Below are 21,430 nucleotides of genomic sequence, written 5' to 3' on the forward strand. Positions count from 1 at the left end.
AATTATTTATCAGAAACTGTTAATCTTTTTCTACCTTTAGCTCTTCTTCTTGCTAATACTTTTCTACCATTTGCTGTTTTCATTCTAGCTCTAAAACCATGAACCTTAGCATGTTTACGCTTGTTTGGTTGATAAGTTCTTTTACTCATAATTTCCTCCTTATGTGAATAATTTTATATATTTTATATAAGCGTGTTTAAATTATAGCAAATGACTAATTTTTTAGCATCTATTTTTTTAGTATCATTTTTTGAATTATTTTGCTTAATTTAAGGGTTAAAAAATCTATTTTCAACATAATAATTCATTAACTCTTTATTAATGTATAATTTAAACAATTCAAATTACGAGGTTGAAATGCTAGATATAAAATATGTTTTAAATAATGAAGAAAAAGTAAGAAAAAACCTACAAAACAGAGGTTTTAAAATTGAAATTTTTGATGAATTTGTTTCATTAGCTAAACAAAGAGGTAGCGTGATGAAACAATCACAAGATAAAAAAAGTGAATTAAACAATCTTTCAAAACAATTTGGTTTATTTAAAAACGATAAAGGTAAATTAGTTGAATTAAAAGCACAAATTGAAGTAGTTAAAAACGAAGATTTAACTTTATCTAACCAAGAGCATGAGTTAAATAGTAGAATTAATGAATTAATTTTACAAATCCCTAACGAAACTTTAGAAGAAGTTCCTGTTGGAGAAGATGAAAATCAAAATGTAATCATTAAAGAGCATGATAAATTAGGTAGAGGTCTTGTTAAAGATGTGTTACCTCACTATGAAGTTGCTAAAAATTTAGGTATCTTAGATATTGAAAGAGCTGTTAAATTATCAGGTTCAAGATATGTAATTTACAAAAACAATGGTTCAAAATTAGTTCGTGCATTAATTTCATTTATGTTGGATTTACACACTTCAAAAGGTTATCAAGAATTCACAACACCTGTAATTGTTAAAGATAAAATGTTATATGGAACAGGTCAATTGCCTAAATTCAAGGAAGATTTATATAAATTAGAAGGATTAGATGAATATTTAATCCCTACTGCTGAAGTTACATTAACAAACATTTACAATGATGAAATCATTGACTTAACAACTCCTTTTAGAGCTACAGCATATACAGAATGTTTTAGATCTGAAGCAGGAAGCTCAGGTAAAGATACAAAAGGTATCTTAAGACAGCATGAATTTAAGAAAATTGAACTTGTAAAAGTTACATCTGCAAAAGATGCTATGGTTGAGTATGAAAAAATGGTTGAAGATGCTAAAGATGTGCTTGAAAAATTACAAATTCCTTACAGAGAATTACTTTTATGTACTGGTGACTTAGGATTTTCTTCAAGAAAAACAATTGACTTAGAATTATGATTACCTTCAGAACAAAGATATAGAGAAACATCTAGTGTAAGTTATATGGGTGATTTCCAAGCTCGTAGAGCTATGATTAGATATAAAAATGATGAAGGTAAAACTGAATATGCTCACACAATGAATGGTTCAGGTTTAGCTGTTGATAGAGTAATTGCAGCTATCTTAGAAAACTACCAAAACCCTGATGGAAGTGTTTCTGTTCCTGAAGTGCTTGTGCCATATATGGGTGGATTAAAATCATTATAATAACGCTTATGCGTTATTTTTTACACATTTTGTGAAAAAAATAACTATTTACTTAACTTATAGTTAAGTATGTAATAAAATGAATTTATATTTATTATTTTATTCACTCAATTTACTAAGGAGATTTATGAAAAAATTAAAATACTTATTATTTGGAGCAGGTTCAATTATTTTAGCCGCTGCACCTATTGTCACTAACTCATGTCATTCAGAAAAAAAACCTGAAGCACCCAGAGTAAAAACATACACAGAAGAAGAAGTTGCTGAAAAAATTAAAACAGCTCAAACTCTAATTGCAAATGGTGGAGGAATTGGTAGTTCAAATGCATGAAACTCATTTTCTGGAGAAAAACACGCTATGGGGATGCAAGTTTACAAAAATGCTAAAGCTGCTTTTGACAAAATGATTACACAACCAAATGTTGATTTAACTAAAGTTAATATTTCTGGTAATGAAATTGTTGTTTCAGCACCAGAAGAAGGTAAATTCATTCCAGTGGTATTTATGGATTTAGATGAAACTGTTTTAAATAACTTTAAATACCAAAACTATTTATTCCTTAACAACAAATCATACGATGGACGTGCATGAGACGATTTTGTTAGTCAAGCTATTTCTACAGAAGTTCCTGGAGCAATTGATTTTATTAAGCATGTTTACTCAAAAGGTGGGGTAGTATTTTTTAACTCTAATCGTTCTCAAAAATGACATAAAGAACCAAGTAAAACAAACTTAATTAATTTAGGGCTTGAGGCTAAATATATGCCTGATTTTGTTTGATGAATGCAAGGTGTGGATTTAGCTAATAAAGAAAAACCTTATTCATCAACAACCACTACAAGATCAGAAAAAGAAGAAAGAATGCATCTTGTAAACAATAATAAAATTACAATTGGTGAAACACCAGTTCAATTCAAGGTTGTTATGAGAGTCGGAGATGATATTTCTGATTTCAATGACAACTTCACTAAAAAATCAGGTGTAACTTCTGAACAAGTTGTAGGTGAACTTAAATCTGATTCAAATAGATATGGTGATTTATTCGGAAATATGGATATTTCTGTAATGGGAACATACTACAACAAAGAAACAGGTACTTGAGAGGATGAAACTCACTCTGAATCATATGTTTTAATCCCTGGAAATTCATCATATGGAAGTTGATTATCACATTTAATCGGTCAAAAAGGATACAACTACGCTAAGATTGCTGAAAAATTAAAAGGATTCATTTACGTTCCATCAAAAGGTTAGTTAATTTAATATAAAAAAATAAACCAATAAAATGGTTTATTTTTCTTTTTCAATTACATAAATTTGGTCGTTTATTCAAACAACATCACCTGGGTGTATTTTTGAAGATCTACCTTCAGGTTTTTTATTATTAATTTTAATATCATTTGTCTCGATAAAGAATTTAGCTTGACCACCTGTATCAGTCTCATTAATTTTCTTTAAAAATTGACTTAATTTGATTGAATCACCTGTTATTTTAATTGTCATAATTAATTGTTATAAAACTTTCTTAATGGTGTAATTAACTGAATATGTGAATTATCATTTTCCGTTAATAAAAGTACTCTATCTTCTTTTTCAGAAATGAAAATATTAATATTACCTGGTTCTAACTGTGAAACTGCATCTTTAATATAAATGTAGTTAAAGTCCATATCAATAGGTTTTCCTTTTAAAATTTGAAATTTATTTGAAATAGCCTTACCTGTTCCGATCTCAGGAACTTCAAATAAAACTTTAATTTCATTTTCATTAAATGAGAATTCCATTTTTCTATCTTTTTCTGTGATTTGGAATAAAGCTGTATTAATAACTTTTAATAATTCATCTTTTTCAATAGAAAATCTTCTTGTATATTTTGTCTGGAACAATGATGAAATATCAATATATTGAATTTTACTTACAGAAATATAAATTACTGTATTTTCGTAAGAAATACCTATTTTATGCTCATCAAAGAATAATTGAACTTTTTCTGGTGCATCTTTTGTAATAAGTTTTTTAAGACTTTTTGCATCAACTGTTAAATCGATATCAACTTTCTTATCAACTTTTAAAATTTCGGTTGAAAGTCTATATGAATCAGTTGCTACAAATCTTACATTTTCTGAATTTTTAGATGTTATATTAATACATTTAAAAACTATTGAGTTTAATTTATCATTACTTATTGTTGTTGAAATCGAAACATTGTTGATAATTTTATCTAATCTCTTAGCGTCAATTTCTAGAGTATTTTTTTGATCTTCAAAATTTGTATCAATATATTGTGTAATATCATTTGTTGTTAAAGTAAATGAAGTTGAACCTTCATAGATATCAATTAAATTACCTCTTTGTTTAAAGGTGATTTCTTTATTAAATTTCTTAATAATGTTTTTTAATAAAGAAGCTAAAATACAAAGTTTTCCTGCTTTTTCAACTTTAATTTTATCTTCATCAACTTTAATAACTTTTCTAGCTGCTATAGATGCGTTAGCTGCTGTTAAAACTAAGTTTTGACTATCTAATTCAATCTTAATTGTTCTTGATAAATAATGCATATCATTATTATCAATATAATTAGACATAAATTCAATCAATTGATCTATTAAATGTTTTGAAATTGTAAATTTCATATCTTCTCCTTAATATAAATATTAACAGTTGTTAATATGTTTATAACTTTCAAAAAATTAAATTTTAATGTGTTTTTCTATTATTTTTTAAGTTTTTAGTTAAAAATAAATGTTTATAAATTATTAATAATTCTTGCGCATCTTATCTTCTACTTCATTTATAACTTTTTTAACTTTAATATCATCTTTAGTATTTATTTTCTTTAAAGCACTTAATATAGTTGAATGATCTCTTTTAAATAATTTACCTAATTCATTAGATGAATAATCTAAATGTTTTTTAATCATATAAATCGCAATTTGTCTCGCTAAAAAGATATTAGATTTTCTTGATGTGCTTAAAATATCTTTAACTGGTATTTTGTAATATTCAGAAACGGCTTTTAAAATTATTTCATCAGTAATTTCTGCTTTATCTTTAATAAAATCACCAAAAATATTTTTAATTGTTTTTATAACTAAAGTTTTTGGTAATGATTTAATTTCTTTTTCGTAGAAACTTAATCTTTTCACAGCTCCTGTAAGTGTTCTAATTGAATTTGAATGATTTCTTATGATGAAATCTTTTGATTCATCATCTAATGTGTTTGTGTCGAAGTTGTTTTCTGTAAGTAAGAAATCCAAAATCTTATGTAAATCTTCTTGTTCAGGTTGTTTGATTTTTGTAATAAACCCAGATTGAATTCTCGAAACAAGTCTTTCATCAAATATTTTAGAAATTCCATTTATATCTGTATCTGAACAAAAAATGGTTAATTTACCTTTTTCCATTCTACTATCTAGAACTTGGAAAATATAATCCTTTGTAGCTTTTTTATTACCTGAACCATACAATTGGAAATCGTCAAACATTAAAATGTCGTAATTATCAATCAATTTCTTCTGAAATTTATTAAGAACATCAACCGAATTTTCTTTTAATAAAGGCTGAATTCATCGAATAAACTCAGTTGCATTAACAAGAAATGATGATTTACCTTCTTTGTTTAAAGCGTTAGAAATAGCTTTTAAAAGGTGAGTTTTACCTAAACCAGAGTTACCTGTGATAAATAAAACTTCTAGTTTGTATTCATCATCAATAATTGATTTACAAATATTTAAAGCTTCATCATTGAATGAACCATGAATATAGTTATGAAATGTATATTCAATACCATCTGTTTTCTTTTTATTTGTTGTAGGTATCTGAATATTTAAGTTTTTACTTTGTTTTTCAGTTTCTTTAAGTGCATCTAAAGTCTCTTTATCAATTATTCTGTAAGCAACATTAGCTCCAAAAATTTCTTTGACTGACTTATCAAAAACATTTTTGTAATAATTTTTAAATGAACTTAAATTAGGATGGACTTTAGGAAAATAAATAACAACTTCATTGTTTTTGAAACTAAGAATTGTTAAATTTTTAAAAAACGTTTTAAAAGCGAGATTATCTTGAATTTCATTCTTTATATACTCAATATAAAGTTCATTGTAAGAGTTTAATTTCGCTTCTTCTTTGTTTTTCTCTTCATCGAAATTATTAATATTCATAGCTAAATTTTATTACTATATAAAAAACATATTTAAAAATAAGTTATAAACAACTTTAACAACATAGTTATGCAAAAGTTATCCACAACTAAAGTATCTAAAATGTAAGTAAAAAAGTACTTATTAACATATTTATATTTTATTGTTTTAAGTATGTGGATAACTTATTAAAAACAATCTAATTTGACACCTAAAATAAAGGGTGCTATATAAAAATTAAATCTTTATAATTTAAATAAATAGACAGAAAGCAAGGAGAGAAAATGAAGGGTAAATTTATTAAGCAAATTAAAGGTGGTAAAGAATTAGGTTGAGCACTTATGCTATTTTTACCTGAAGGTAAAAGTCAAACATTCTTAGTTTTTGTTACAAATGTCTTTCCGAATTTGTATAAAAAATACGAAGTTGAATTTGGAGATAATCCTAAGGCTAGTTACAAAAACTCAAAAATTATTAAGAATTTAGAGTTGATAATCGAAGATGTGCAAACAGATTGAGTTGATTATCTTTCAAAAAATGTACCTAACATCGGAAAATTAACCGCTAAAAAAATAATTGATGAATTTGGTCAAGATTTATTTACTAAACTAGCAGATATTGAAAATTATAGAGATGAATTATTAAGTGTAATTACAGATAAACAACTAGAATCGTTAGTTAAATATTATGAAGAAAATAGTGCAAGATTAAAATCACTACTAAACTTAACTGAAGAAGATAAGAAAAATATAAATTTATTCAATAACCCAAGAGTTAGTGATTTAGTTGAAAAATTAGCAACTATTCACGGTTCTAGAGAATTTAACTTCATCGAATATTACAAAAACAACTCTCCTTATTACTTGTTTATAGATAAAGTAATTGATGATATTTTTAAAGTTGATACTTTTGCATTCTTATTGAACTGAACTAAAGAAAATTATCAAAGATACGTAGCTTACTTATATAAAGTTGTTTGAGATTTAGAAACTCAAAACAGTACAATTTTTGATTTAGATACATTGCAAGTGAAATTTAAAAAAGCTATTGAAGATGCGAATATAAAATGAAATTCATTAATAAATGAAGAAGAAAGTGATTTTGCATTCATAAAAAACGAAATTGATGTAGATATCATTTTTGAAAGATTTATTAGAGATGAACATTTAATTCAAGTCTTACCTGGTTTCTTTACTTTGAAAGCTACATTTGATAAAGAAGCATATATTTACAACAGATTAATGAAATTAGCTAATTCAGAATTAATTTGCAAATTAAAACCTGAAGATATGATTGATTTAAAATTCTTATCAAAGCAACAAAAAGCTGCTTATGATAATTTCATAAACAAAAATATTTCAATAATAAGTGGTGGACCAGGAACAGGGAAAACATTTGTTATTAAGCATATTTATGAAACATTAAAGAAAAACAAAGTTAAAGCAAATGAATTCGCTATCTTAGCGCCGACAGGTAGGGCTGCAACTAATGTTTCTATAAAGATTAAACATCAAATTAGAACAATTCATAGCTATCTACAAATAGCTAATACTGACGAAAAAATTTCTTTAACTAATTTAGAAGAAATTGTTGATTTAAGAATTTTAATTATTGATGAGTTTTCAATGATTGATGTTAACTTATTAGATAAATTGTTAAAAGCAAGTCCTAAATTAGAAAAGATTGTTTTAATCGGGGATGCTTTCCAGTTACCAGCAATTGGACCTGGTAACTTATTAGATGATTTAATCTTTTCACAAAATATACCTACAACATACTTAACTAAGTTTTATAGAAGTGATTCAGAAACAATTTGAAAACATTTTTCAAATATTAACAGAGGTGAAGTTGATGATTCAATGTTTGAACCTTCTGAAGTTGATTTAGTTAAAGTAGATAACAAAAACTTTCATAATGATTTATTAACGCTATATACAAAAGAAGTTGAAAAATTCGGAATTAATAACGTTATTATCCTTATTCCAACTTACAGACATCAATACGGAATTAATGAAGTTAATAAGAAAATTCAAAATGCAATAAATAAAAATGATGTTTTTGCAACAAATTGAAAAAACTATAGTCAAATCGAATATAGAATAAACGATAAAGTTATGCAGTTAGAAAATAGAAATAATGAAAATATTTCTAATGGTGATATCGGTTATATAACTGATGTTGTTTATGAGGATGCAGCCTCTAAATCAGGTAACAAAAAAGTTAAAAAAATTAAAGTTACTTTCTATAGAGGGGATGAATGAAAAAAAGAAATTGAGTATTCATTAAGAGAATTTCAAGAACAAATTCAACTTGCGTATAGCACTACAATTCACAAATTCCAAGGTAGCGAAATTGACTCTGTTATTATGGTGATTCATAATGAACATGCATTTATGCAAAGCAAAAAAATGCTTTATACAGGTGCATCAAGAGCAATTAAACACTTGCAAATATTTATTGACCAAAGTGTTGATTACAAAAATTTAATTGAAAGAATACACGCAACAAGTGCTAATCAAGTGCATACAAACTTAAGATTCTTTATCCAAACAGAAAGAAGGGCGTAATGAAATTAATAGTTGGTTTAGGAAATCCGGGAGATAAATACAAATACACTAGACACAATGTTGGTTTTATGGTTATTGATAAAATCTGTAAGCAAATGGGTGTAGAGTTAAATAAATCTAAATTTAATGGAGAATATGTTAAGTTAGATGATTTAATAATTGCAAAACCAATGACTTATATGAATAAATCAGGTGAATTCGTTCAAGCAATAGCTCAATTTTTCAAAATTAACCCTGATGATATTTTGGTTATTCACGATGAAAAAGACTTTCCACTAGGGAAAAGTGCAATTAAAATTGGTGGTTCAGGAGGGAGTCATAACGGTGTTTTAAACATTGTTCAAATACTTAGTACTCAAGAATTTAAAAGATTAAAAATTGGGATTAATACAGAACACAGAGAACCGTTAAGAGATTTTGTTTTAGGTAATTTTACACCTGAACAAATGTTGGTTTTAGAACCTGTGTTAAATAAAGCTGCAGAAGCTTCAATTTCATTTGTCTACAATGATATCCTAACTGTTATGAACAAATACAATGTCAAATCAAAAAACTAAATATTTACTAGCTGTTAGTGGTGGACCGGACAGTATGTTTATGTTGAATGAATATAAAAACAAAAACATAATTGTTGCTCACGTTAATTACAATCAACGTGCTGATAGTGGTTTAGATCAAAAAGTAGTTGAAGATTTTTGTAAGAGGCATAATATCAAGCTTTATGTTTTAGAGTTATCTAAAAATGATTACGTTAAAGGTAACTTTCAATCTTGAGCTAGAGAGCAGAGATACAAATTTTTCAAAGAAGTTTATGTAAAAGAAAATTGTGACAAATTATTAATTTCCCATAATAAAGATGATTTTTTTGAGACTGCATATATGCAAAAGCAGTCTAAAAGAAATGTTTTATTCTATGGAATAAAACAATCAAATCTTATCAATGGGATTAATATTTATAGACCTTATTTATTTAAGTATTTTAAGAATACAATAACAAAGAAAAATCAAAAAAATCACACACCTTTTTGTTTTGATTACACGAACAATTTACCTAAATATTCAAGAAATAAAATAAGGTTAGATTTCGCTAAAAAAACAATCTATAAAAATACATTTATAGCTTGTACACTAGTAAAAAACTTCTTTTTAAGTTTCAAAAGAAAAAAAATTCAAAAAGAATTTCAAATTTGAAAAGAATCAAGATTTAATCAAGATGTTTTTAAAAAACTCAAGCACAAAAAGCATTTAGTTTTTCAATACATTCACACATATTTCTCTGATGAAAACATTGAATTAAGCTCATCGAAAATCAAATCAATTATTGATTTTATTCTGTCTAAAAACAGAACTTCAAAATACCTTTTAAAGAACGGTTTATATTTTGTCAAATTAAAGGGTGAATTGCTAAATTAATAAGGTATAATATAAAAAAATATTAAATAATAAAACATCTCAAAGAAAGGAGATAAAATGCCAAGAAAAAGACGTTGACCTGGTATATTGATAGCTTTTGTTGTTGTTTTAATAATATCAGTTGGACTTTACTTAATTATCAGTAAGTTAACAGGTCCTCAAAATATTTCAACAAGCAAATTTGTTGAATACATCAAGGATGCAGCAAATAGTCAAGATGATGGAACATACTTTAAATTAATTAAGTTTGATCCTTTCACTAACCAAATGCACGGTACCCTTATAAAAAATAATAGTCAACTTGAGATTGTTGCACCTGGTTCATTTAACTTCATAAATGAAGTGTATGAAATTAAAGATCCTCTTAAAGAAGCAACAAAATTTGTAAATAATGGTGTGGTAAGTTCAGGAGAAATTCAAAATGCAGCAGCACCACAACCAGGATTTTTCTCAACATACATTCTTCCATTTATTCCTACATTATTATTCCTTGGAATAATGTTCTTTATTTTTAGATCACAAGCTAAAATGATGTCAGGGCAAGGTGGGGCTATGTTTGGTGACAATAGTCCTGCTCAAATTATTAAATCAGATAAAAAATTCTCTGATATTGCAGGAAATAAAGAACCGATTGAAGAAATTTCAGAAATAGTAGATTACTTAAAAAACCCTAAAAAATATGAAGTGTCAGGAGCTAGAATGCCTAGAGGTATCCTTTTAGGGGGTCCTCCTGGTACAGGAAAAACTTTATTAGCTAAGGCAACAGCAGGAGAAGCTGATGTTCCTTTCTTCTTTGTATCAGCATCTAACTTTGTTGAGTTATTTGTTGGTATGGGGGCTAAAAGAGTAAGACAAGTTATAGCAGAAGCACGTAAAAATGCGCCAGCAATTATTTTTATTGATGAGCTTGATGCTATTGGTAGAACAAGAGGAAGCGGTATTGGTGGAGGTCACGATGAACGTGAACAAACCCTTAACCAACTTCTTGTTGAAATGGATGGTATTAAAGAAAACTCAGGGCTATTATTTATTGCAGCTACAAACCGTACAGACGTTTTAGACCCTGCTTTAACAAGACCTGGACGTTTTGATAGAGTTATTACAGTTGGATTGCCAGATGTAAAAGAACGTGAAGCAATTTTAAAACTACACGCTAAGGGTAAACGTGTTTCAAGTGATATTTCGTTTGAAAATGTTGCAAGAAGAACACCTGGTTTCTCAGGAGCTCAATTAGAAAACGTAATTAACGAATCTGTTCTTTTATCAGTTAGAGAAAATACAGGTATTATTACAAGAGATCAAATCGATGAGGCAATCGATAGAGTTATGGCTGGTCCGGCTAAAAAATCTAGAACTATTACTAAGGAAGAATTAACATTAGTTGCTTACCACGAAGCAGGACATGCTGTTGTTGGTATAAAAGTTCCTGGTGGTAATAAAGTTCAAAAGATTACTATTATTCCACGTGGTCAAGCTGGTGGATATAACTTAATGATGCCTGAAAATGAAAAATACAACTATACTAAAGAAGAATTATTAGCTTCTATAGCAAGTTTTATGGGTGGTAGAGCAGCAGAAGAAATTATTTATGGAGAAGATAAAATTTCAACAGGTGCTGCAGACGATATTTCGAAAGCAACAGCAATTGCTAGAAGAATGGTTACTGAATTTGGTATGTCTGATTTAGGTCCGATTAAATATCAAGAAGAAGAAGGTTCTCCATTCTTAGGAAAGACTTTAGCTACAAATTCATCAATTTCTAACCAAATTAGTCACGAAATTGATCTTGAAGTTAGAAAAATAATGTTAGAAGCTAAAAATATAGCTACAAAAGTCATTAAGAAAAATAGAGAACTTTTAGAGTTGATTAAAACTTCATTACTTGAAAAAGAAACAATTGTTGCAGAAGAAATTGAATACATTGCTAAAAACTTACAATTACCTCCTGAAAAAGAAAAATCAGAAGAAAAAGCTAGTGCTGTAGGTTTAGATGAATTAATTGAAATGACTTCTGACCCTAATATTGGACAAAGTACACAAACTGATTTTTACAATAATAAAGAAGAAAGTATTTCTGCTGACTTAGTTTCAGATGGAGTTATTGATAGTGACAATTCAGTTATAGAAGATGGAACTGAAATTGAAAAATTATAGTGATTAAACAACTGGTTTTCCGGTTGTTTTTTTTATACAAAAATCCTTTATAATTAATAAATTAATTATAAGTAAATTTTTAAAGGTGGATTTTATGAAGAATTTGTTTAAAGAAGTCTTTAAGTCATTATTTAAAAACAAAGCTACTGTTATAGGGTTAACTATCCTTGTATTTTTAACAGCAGGAGTTTTCACTGTTTTAAATGATGCTGCTAAATCAATGAAGCAACAATATGAAGCTGCTAAGAAAAAATCAGTTTCGCACAATGTTACAATCGATTTAAATCTATCAACAAATGCGAAAGCATACAATGATGGATATTTTGTTAACGGACTTTCTAAATCAGATTCACTTGTTTACGAAAATAAAAGTGTTTATGATAAGGGGATTAACTATATAACGGATAATTACAAAAAAGAAGGTTATGTAATTGACTTAACAAGAATTACAGATTCATTTATTCCATTAAGTTTATTTGTTGATGAAGAAAAATATAAAGACAAATACATTGATAGAGTTGACTTTATAAAAATCTACAACACTTATGACTTCAAGAATGAAAACGCAAGTTCATTAACATTGGATTTTGATAAAGCAATCAAAACAATGAGAATGAAAACTGATTTCATTGTTAACTTATACAAAAAAGAAAATGACTCATATTCACCTGTTACAACACAAGTTGTTTTAAATTTAAATGACCACTTTGTGCTTGAAAAAACTTATAAATTAGAAGACATTGGATACATTACAACAGATACTGAAAGTAATGTTATTCTTTCTCAAGTTAAAACTTTATTCTTAAATATTGTCACAAAAGAAGCTACTTTTGACGTGGTTAAAGGTAAAGAATGAATGTATGAAAGAGTTTGTTTAAGTGTTGAACCAGCAACACTTGCTGACAAACTTGGTTTTGATAAATATCAAAATAACAATTACATTTTCATTCTTAATAAAGATAAAAACTCAACTTTAATTAACATTCCAGAGGATGCTAAACCAACTGATGTTGTTAATGTTGAATTAAATTCAGAATTTGATTATTCATCTTTATATGATGAATCAAGAACATTAGACAAACCGATTCCATTTGTTTTTGAAACAAATCATACTTACAATATTCCTTTAAAATGAGCTGCAAAACAAGAGGAATATACATACTACCAAAGAAAAGTCTATGAAACAACATATGTAGATCCATTCAAGAAAAACTGAGATGGAGCATATGTTACATTTATGGAGAATTTAATTAAAGGAAACAATGGTGAATTACCATCAGAATTTAAAAAATTCTCATATTGAAATAAAAACTCACTTAAATACTTTATCCACTTTGATGAACAAGGTGTTTTAAAAGAAAACAAAGAGTTAATTTATGAGAACAATTCAGTTCTTACATATGATTTAACATACAATGAGCAACTTAGATTAGCTGATTTATCAGATCAACCAGGTTATTTAGATAGAGACTTTGCTATTAAAGAAATTATTATTAATGACTTAAAAACTCTTATTTTAAAAATTTACAACTTCACAAGAAAAGAAGTTGATAACCATCCAGAGTACAAGAGTAGAGTTCCAGAAATTGATGCATTAGCTAACAATGTAAACACAAGATTGCAAACTGCATCAATTAACAAATCACAATCAGTTTCAGAATTAACTGATATTTACAACAAGTTACTTAATGATGTAAGCGCTATTGTTCCAAACAATGTTTTACTTTTACCAGAGTTAAATTATGAAAAGAGAACGAAGATTCCTAATTATGCAGAATATGCATTTGATGGATATAAAACAATTGCACAAATTGAAACATCAAGAGATAGGTTAACAGAAGAAGAATTTGAGAAGTTATCTAATAAAAAAATCTGAGATATCACATTCACAAAAATTAAAAATGGTGCTTTGGATATTGTTAAAAAAGATATCTACAACCAAGTTTCAGAAAAAGTTGGTGTAGATAACATAGGTATCAAGAAATCAATCACAATTGATGCATTCGACACATCTAAAAATGAAAAATTCGTATATCACTTTGTTAATATGGGTGATAATGAACAAAAGATCGATGGAATCAAAAACAATGTAAACAAACTTTTCAATGAAATTGATAATCCAACAGGTTTATTTAATCTTTATTCAAATGTTGATGGTTACTTCAAAACTAGAGAATTACCATATTATGCAATTCACAATATTTTAACCCAAATTATTGGTAACGTCATTCCATATGAAAAATACGTTTCATTAGATATGACATATGGACAAGTGAAAATTTATCAAAACTACCCAGAAACTAAATTATTTGAAGTTTGAGATAGATCGAAAATTTATAAATTAGCAAAATTTGTTGGATCAGAAACAGATGCACAAGGTAATTTATTACCTGATAGCGACTTTAATCAATTTGCTGAATTAGGAATTACTTTTGCTCCATCAAGAGAAGAAGATACATATTACATAATTAAACCTGTTTATGATGCTAATAAAAAGTTACTTTACTGAAAAAATGTTTCATTATCAAAAAAAGGTGTTTCTGAATTTGATAAAGAACGTTTATCAACTGGTAGATTAACTTTAAAAGAAACAGATTCATACTTAGAAAACAATAAATTGACGTTAATGGCAAAAATCAATCCAGAAGGATGAGTTGAACATAGTAATGAATTTGATAACGTTGTTTATTTACCTTTTGGTTATAGAGCACCATTAAGTGATGTTTTAAACGAAGCAGCTACACAACAAACTTTAAATAAAGCTTTTGAAAATATACAAAAAGTATTGTTAGATAGCGATTTAACAAAACAAGGATTTTTAACTAAAGACATTATTTATGCATTTATCGAAGCTGCTGAATATTCAGTTAATATAAATAAATTTGCAACAATTTTCTCATCAGGACGTATTGATTTAGGGATTATTCCTAAATTGTTCCTTGATTTCCTTTACAAGTTATCACACAATGTAAATGGTGATTATGCAAACAAACTTATTGTTAATTTATTTACAAACTTAAGAAGATTTATTGCACAAAAAGATACTCTTGAAGAAAGAAAACAATATTTAACTGAACAAATTCAAAAATTATTTAATGTTTTAAATGTACTTGGTGTAGAAATTCCGGTTAAAGTAGGAACTTTATCAAAATTTATTAAAGATCCTGTTGTTATGCTTGATTCAATTATTGGAATTATTGAATCAGTTAACTTTGTTAAGTTCACAGAGCAATCAAACAATTTTTTCTTAAATGAACATGATCATTTAGTTGATAAAGAAATTACAAAAGCTGATGGAACTAAAGAAATTGTTAAGTACGTAAGAAAATTATCAACGCTTGAATTAATTGAATGATTTATTAGATCAGTTGATCAAAAAGCATTCAAAACACATTTATTTGACTTATTAGACAATATTAACATTGCTTTATTAGCTGATGTTAATGATCGAGCTAACCCATTATATGACGTATTTAATTCATTTATGCCTCAACTTAAACCTATTTGACAAATTATTAACTTGTATCCAGGTTCAGCTGATAAATCATTTAAAAACGTTATAGATTGAACTAAGTATGTAATTAACTTATTTGATTTTGACATCTTTATTGATGCTGTTTTAAGCAAAAAACAAATGTTCTACACTGAACATCAAAGTGTAGATAGAGTAAACAAATATGCGACATCAGGAGTTGGATCAAAAGACTTTATTTATGCACTTATTAAATCATTATTTGCATTACCGGGTTCAAATAAATCATTTAAAGAATCAATAATTTCAATGTTTAACCTTTCAGATAAAGGGACAAATATTGAAATTGATGACAACGGATTATATTTAACAATTCCAGTTGCAGATGATGAAAAATTAGACTACTTTGACCTTCTTAACATCTTTATATCTCCTCAACCTTCTTCATCAACTGAAACAGAAGGAGATACTAATACATCTACATCAACTCAAAATTCATTAAGTTTATTTGACAAACTTTACAACTTTGTTCACTCATACAAAGTTAGATTTGAAAATTGAAATGGAAACACAGTTTCACTAACATCATTCCCATCATCAGAAACAAATGATGCTATGGGTTTGTTTGGATTTGCTAAAGACAAAAGAGAAATACCTTTAAGCGAAGCTAAGCAATTAGTTAATGAATGAATTCAAGTTCTTAACTTAGTTGTGCAAACAACTTCAAATGTTAAATTACAACCTAACTTATCAATTGGAGATATTTACAAATACTTTGCAGAATACAAGCCAATTGAAAACAATTCAGTTCATTCATTAGTTCAAGAAGCTATTAAGAAATTCTTAGATATTTCCAACAAAAATAATGACCCATTCTTCTATGTGAAAGAAGCATATCCATTATTCAAAGTTTGAATGAAAATGTTTGATAAATCAGTAAATTCTGACAGCGCAAAAACTAAAGAGTTTGCTCTTGAATTATTAAAATTAGCTAACAATTCAGAAATATTGTCTGATTTTAGTTCATTTGACTTAATTCAACCATCATCACAAAACATTGTTTCATTTGAAAAAACGGGATTTGGTATTACTAAATCACTTGCAAATACTTTAAAACTTAAAGAAATCTTCTTCGCAAAAGATGAACAAGGTAACTATACAAATTCATTATTAGCTGAATTAATTAAAAAATTCCCTGAATATAAACAATATGTGCAAGATAATGAGTTAGAAATTATTCAATCATTTGCATACATTGCAACAGCTGAGTTATACGGTAAATTCAACCCAGAACACTTCAAAGATGTTTACTCATCAGAATTTACAAACATTGATTCAGTTGTGTTAGAAAACTTAATTAAAGGTGTATTTTCAAACGAATTATTTGTAAAACACTTTGATACATTTAACATTTACTTAAGTAACTCGATTAATGAAATTCCAGTTGTTAGATTAGGAATTTCAGATGCATTATTACACCCATTAACAATTGTTAAACATCCTGAAGTTGCAGTTTGATTCTTAACAAACACAAACAACCTAGGAGACAGTGGTAAAAATAAAGCAAATATTGCTTACTTGATAATGGATAAGATTATTAACTTTGAGGAATTAGCTAGAAATGATGTTGAATTAAGTGAATTTATTAGTTCATTCGAAAAAGGAAAACCTGTGTTTGCAACTATTGGTAAAGAATGACTTTTAAATGTTGCTTTTGACAACGAAATTATTCAATACTGATATTCAAAAGTTGGAAACAACATTGAAAATTATTCGCCATTTGGTGTAAACATTATTAAACTTATTGAAGATGTTTTAAACACAATTACAGGTGTTAACAAATTAGATAACACGCTTAAATTTGACCAAACAAGTTCATACATTGCAAAAGTTAACTATGTATGATTAGCTAAAAACAACAAGAAAATTTACGATGGTGAATTGCCAAATAATCCAATCGGAATGCTTGAATTAATCAAAAATCTTCCTGAAGATTACAAAATTAATGTAAATGGTTCAGAATTCATCATTATCGGTGACGATTATACATATGACAATATTTATCCAGTTGTGGATGAAGCAAACTTACAAGTTAATACAAATAACCAAGCTATTGTTTACGTTAACTCACAAGGGTTTGACAAAATTGCACAAGCTTACAGAGGAAATGTTGTTAAAGAATACTTGCTTGTTAAGAATTCAACAAACTTAACAAATGAAGACCTTAAACAAGAATTAATTCAGGTTGTTAATAAAGCAACAAATAATTCAAATGATTTACCTAGAGTTTATCTAGATGATGAAATTGATGGAATTAACCCTGAACGTGCAATTAGAATTACTGCAGTTAAAAACTTCATTAAAGTAATCGGATTCGTTTCAAAAATCTTATTATCTATCTTAATTACATTAGTTGCTATCTCAATTATTTTCATTATTAAGAGATACATTACAAACAAAAACAAAGCTATTGGTATTTTAGTTTCTCAAGGTTATACACCATTAGAAATCTCATTATCAATGACTGTGTTCGCGTTCTTTACAATCATTATTGGAGGTATTGCAGGATACTTAACAGGTTTCTTAATACATGCTGAAGCTGTTAAGTTATTAAGTGATTATTGAGCTATACCTATTCAGACGCTAAACTTCTCAATAGTTTCATTTGGAATAAACATCATATTACCACTTGCAGCTATGTCTATACTTATTATTGTTGTTTCAATTCGTTCATTAAGATATAAATCAATTGACTTAATGAGTGGAATAACAGAAGTAAGTACAGGTGACTTCCATGCTAAATATGCAAGCTTATTCAAAAAGAGAAATATTAAAACTAAATTTAGTGCTTCATTAATCTTCCACAGCTTCTGAAAACTGGCATCATTTGGTATTTCAATCATTTTAGTTGCTATAACTACATTGTTCGGAATAGCAACCTTTGGTGAATTTGAATCATCAATTAGAAAAACATATAAAAACAGAAGTTACAATTACAAATTTGACTTAAGAACACCTACAATAGAAGGTGGTGGAATTAATTTATTCACAGCACAAGATTTAGAAAACACACTTTATGTACCTGTTGGTGATATTGCTGAAATTAACCAATATCAAAGCGATTACTTCAAACCAGGTACATCAGCAGCTGTAAATAAACTTGCAATTAAAAACCCTGATGGAACTACATCATATAGATATCCAAACGGAAATCCTACAGATTTTGATGGACACGTAATTTCACAATTCTCAGTTAACATTAAGATTGATTCATCAGTTTCAATTGACCCTTGAGATCAAGTTTACAATTCATTACCTGACTCACAAAAATCAAGAATTACATCAGTAAGAAATGAAATTGGTAGAAGACTTGAAAGAACACAATCAAACTTACATTACAAACAAGATGGTGATAGAAAAATTCTTGATATGACTAAAATGATTGAGTTAGTTCAAGCAGGAACAGTTTCAGGATTCTTCCGTTATGTAGAAAATGAAACTAGCCCAGAATTAGGTAAATTTGTTTATCTTCAAGCTAACAAAAATAAAACTGATTTTGATGAAATAATAATTTCAACATCAGCTTATAGAGATGAATATAGAGAATTCTTAATCAATGGATACAAACAAATCTATAAAGAAAATGGTGAATTATTAAAACGGAATCCTAATGCATCAGTTGTAAGTGACTTCTTAGTTTCATTTGGTGGCTTATATTTCGACCCTGAATTTGATGAGCTTTATACATACGTAGATGCAAATCAATTTAAGAAAGGTAAAATCAAGAACGAAACTATTAAGTTATATGGTTACCAAGAAGATTCAAAACAAATTAAGATTAAATCTACTAGTGGACAAGATTTACTTAAATTAATTAACGACGAGTTTAGTCAAAACGGATTTGATGTTAATGATAAACCTATTCCACTTATCATTAACGAAGTTTCATCAAAAACATTTAACTTATTAGTTGGATCAAAATTTGAAGTTGTTGTAAACAATAATGTAAATAGATTCAAAGATAAGATAAATGAATATTATGAGAAATTAGATAACCCTGAATATAAAGAACCAGAGAGACAAACTTACAAATTCATTGTTAGAGGTATAAACCCAACATATATTAATAATGAGTTTATTATTCCTAAAAAAGCTGCTGATATACTTACAGGATTAGATAAAGTTAAACATAACCCTAAATATGAAGTGTTTAACGGTATTATGTCTAAACACCCATTACCAATGCAATTATTATCATCAGCTGGATTATATTCAAACAGTGGTTATTGACCAGCTATCCAATCATTTGACACATCTACTTTAACAACTAAATATCTTGAAGATATGTTTGATGCATTATTTGGATCAAGACAAACAGTAGATAACTCAACAATCGATGGAGTAATGAGTACTTTAGGATATTCAGACTTACAAATTGCTAAATTTATAAATCCTGAATATAAAGAAACTGAAAGCATTAAAGATAACTACTTATTAGCAAGAGCTAATGCAGAACAACACATTAACAAGTTTGCTAATATATTCAATAACGACTTATATATCCCTATGGCTAATACTTTAGATTCTAAAGTTATTGAAGTGGGTTACACGATGTCTATTGCGCAAACAGTTCAAAAAATTGTAACTATTGTAACAATCTTAGCATTCATAATTTCTATAGTTATATTAGTAATCATTTCAACAATTCTTATTGGAGAAAATGAGAAGAATATAGCTATCTGATCAATCCTTGGATATAATGAAAAAGAAAAAATTAAGATTTTCTATGGAATTTACTTACCGTTTATTCTTATATCTATCTTAATAGCTATCTCATTAGCATTTGGATTTATATCAATCTTTAGTGGTTTCTTAACATCAGCTGCATCTATTGCAATTCCTATTGTTATTTCACCTCTAAACATATTAGTGACAGTATTAGTTATTCTAGGAGTATTCTTAGTAACATCAATATTATCTTGAATCGGAATTAACAAAGTTAAACCAATTGATTTATTGAAAGGTAAATAATGGAAAATAAAAACGTAAATGTAAACAATGATACAAATAAAGATACTCAAGAAGTTGTTGTTTTAACTAAAAAAACATCAGATGTCAAAATTACAAAGAAAAATGTATTTGACATTCTTGATGCTGATGGTGGAAGCAACAAAGTTGTATTAGACAGATCAATTGCTAGAGTTATTAGAAAAGCTTCAAACAAAAAGAGATCTAAAGATGGTAATGAAAAACTTAAAAACACAGGTAACGCAGTCATAGAAGTTAAAAACGTAAGTAAGTTTTACTTGTCAGGGACTACAGCTACTAGAGTTTTAAAGAATGTTTCATTAACAATTAACAAAGGTGAATTTGTTATGATCTTTGGTAAGTCTGGAGGTGGAAAAAGTACATTACTTAACCTTATAAGTGGACTTGATAGACCAAGTAGAGGACAAGTTATTGTATGTAATCAAAACTTACCTTACTACTCAGATTTCAAACTTACTTTATTTAGAAGAAAACACGTTAGCTTTATCTTCCAAAATTACAACTTATTACAAAATCTAAATGGTTATGACAATGTTGAAACTGGTGCTTACTTACAAAAAGATAAAAGCAAAAGATTAAACATTGATAAGTTATTTGAAGAATTTGAACTAGAAGATGTTAAAAACAAATATCCATCACAAATGTCTGGGGGACAACAACAACGTATTTCAATCCTACGTGCATTGGCTAAAAATGCTGAAATCATTTTCGCTGATGAACCTACAGGAGCACTTGATGATGCTACTTCTAAGATTGTTTTAAATTACTTATATGACATTAATAAAAAATATGGTGTTACTATAGTTATGGTTACTCACAACCCTCTTATAGCACCAATTGCTGATAAAGTTTTCACAATCAAAAACGGAAAAGTTGCTAATATCACAGTTAACAAAACTACAAAGCATCCAAAAGATATTGATTGAAAAGAATAATTAATTATGTTGAATAATACTTACCACAAAATGGTGGTGAGTATTTTTTTATACCTTGGAGACTATGGAATAAG

The 21,430-nt window shown here is 27.5% G+C and carries 12 protein-coding genes; 8 read left to right on the forward strand and 4 right to left on the reverse strand.

Annotated elements, in window-relative coordinates:
- Window positions 1–2: 2 nt before the first annotated feature.
- Entirely contained in the window at window positions 3–149 is a 147-nt protein-coding gene (rpmH, locus tag VBN07_RS02520; protein WP_257089135.1) for a 50S ribosomal protein L34, read from the reverse strand.
- Between the two features lie 208 nt (window positions 150–357).
- Here rpmH and serS point away from each other — a divergent pair, with 208 nt between their 5' ends.
- Both serS and VBN07_RS02530 read left to right on the forward strand, forming a co-directional pair.
- Window positions 358–1,623 carry a serine--tRNA ligase gene (gene serS / locus VBN07_RS02525; RefSeq protein WP_323177708.1) on the forward strand — a complete coding sequence of 422 codons (1,266 nt, stop codon included), beginning with the start codon at window positions 358–360 and terminating at the stop codon, window positions 1,621–1,623.
- Between the two features lie 127 nt (window positions 1,624–1,750).
- Window positions 1,751–2,878: an HAD family acid phosphatase gene (locus VBN07_RS02530; protein ID WP_323177709.1), complete on the forward strand. Its 1,128-nt coding sequence runs from the start codon at window positions 1,751–1,753 to the stop codon at window positions 2,876–2,878.
- Window positions 2,879–2,914: 36 nt separating this feature from the next.
- Here VBN07_RS02530 and VBN07_RS02535 read toward each other — a convergent pair whose 3' ends face one another.
- The 3 genes from VBN07_RS02535 to VBN07_RS02545 all read right to left on the reverse strand — a co-directional run bounded on the left by VBN07_RS02535 (window position 2,915) and on the right by VBN07_RS02545 (window position 5,787).
- Window positions 2,915–3,127, reverse strand: coding sequence for an RNA-binding S4 domain-containing protein (locus tag VBN07_RS02535; RefSeq protein ID WP_323176757.1), 213 nt, complete (start codon window positions 3,125–3,127; stop codon window positions 2,915–2,917).
- 2 nt (window positions 3,128–3,129) lie between these two features.
- Entirely contained in the window at window positions 3,130–4,257 is a 1,128-nt protein-coding gene (locus VBN07_RS02540) for a DNA polymerase III subunit beta (protein WP_323177710.1), read from the reverse strand.
- Between the two features lie 123 nt (window positions 4,258–4,380).
- Window positions 4,381–5,787: a DnaA ATPase domain-containing protein gene (locus VBN07_RS02545; RefSeq protein WP_323177711.1), complete on the reverse strand. Its 1,407-nt coding sequence runs from the start codon at window positions 5,785–5,787 to the stop codon at window positions 4,381–4,383.
- Window positions 5,788–6,050: 263 nt separating this feature from the next.
- Here VBN07_RS02545 and VBN07_RS02550 point away from each other — a divergent pair, with 263 nt between their 5' ends.
- The 6 genes from VBN07_RS02550 (at window position 6,051) to VBN07_RS02575 (ending at window position 21,356) form a co-directional block, all read left to right on the forward strand.
- Complete coding sequence (locus VBN07_RS02550; protein ID WP_323177712.1) at window positions 6,051–8,333, forward strand: AAA family ATPase; 2,283 nt, start codon at window positions 6,051–6,053, stop codon at window positions 8,331–8,333.
- Window positions 8,333–8,890 carry an aminoacyl-tRNA hydrolase gene (pth, locus tag VBN07_RS02555; RefSeq protein ID WP_323177713.1) on the forward strand — a complete coding sequence of 186 codons (558 nt, stop codon included), beginning with the start codon at window positions 8,333–8,335 and terminating at the stop codon, window positions 8,888–8,890. The genes VBN07_RS02550 and pth overlap by 1 nt, the downstream gene beginning before the upstream one ends.
- Window positions 8,871–9,746, forward strand: a complete 876-nt coding sequence (gene tilS, locus VBN07_RS02560; protein ID WP_323177714.1) for a tRNA lysidine(34) synthetase TilS — start codon at window positions 8,871–8,873, stop codon at window positions 9,744–9,746. The genes pth and tilS overlap by 20 nt, the downstream gene beginning before the upstream one ends.
- A gap of 57 nt (window positions 9,747–9,803) precedes the next feature.
- Window positions 9,804–11,900 carry an ATP-dependent zinc metalloprotease FtsH gene (gene ftsH / locus VBN07_RS02565; protein ID WP_323177715.1) on the forward strand — a complete coding sequence of 699 codons (2,097 nt, stop codon included), beginning with the start codon at window positions 9,804–9,806 and terminating at the stop codon, window positions 11,898–11,900.
- A 94-nt stretch (window positions 11,901–11,994) separates the two neighbouring features.
- Window positions 11,995–20,403 (forward strand): ABC transporter permease, encoded by an 8,409-nt coding sequence (locus tag VBN07_RS02570; RefSeq protein ID WP_323177716.1) that lies wholly within the window; start codon window positions 11,995–11,997, stop codon window positions 20,401–20,403.
- Window positions 20,403–21,356: an ABC transporter ATP-binding protein gene (locus VBN07_RS02575; protein ID WP_323177717.1), complete on the forward strand. Its 954-nt coding sequence runs from the start codon at window positions 20,403–20,405 to the stop codon at window positions 21,354–21,356. Before VBN07_RS02570 ends, VBN07_RS02575 begins: the two co-directional genes overlap by 1 nt.
- Window positions 21,357–21,430 lie beyond the last annotated feature (74 nt).

It is taken from the genome of Mycoplasma sp. 4404 (assembly GCF_034863325.1).
Lineage (GTDB): Bacteria > Bacillota_I > Bacilli_A > Mycoplasmatales > Metamycoplasmataceae > Mycoplasmopsis.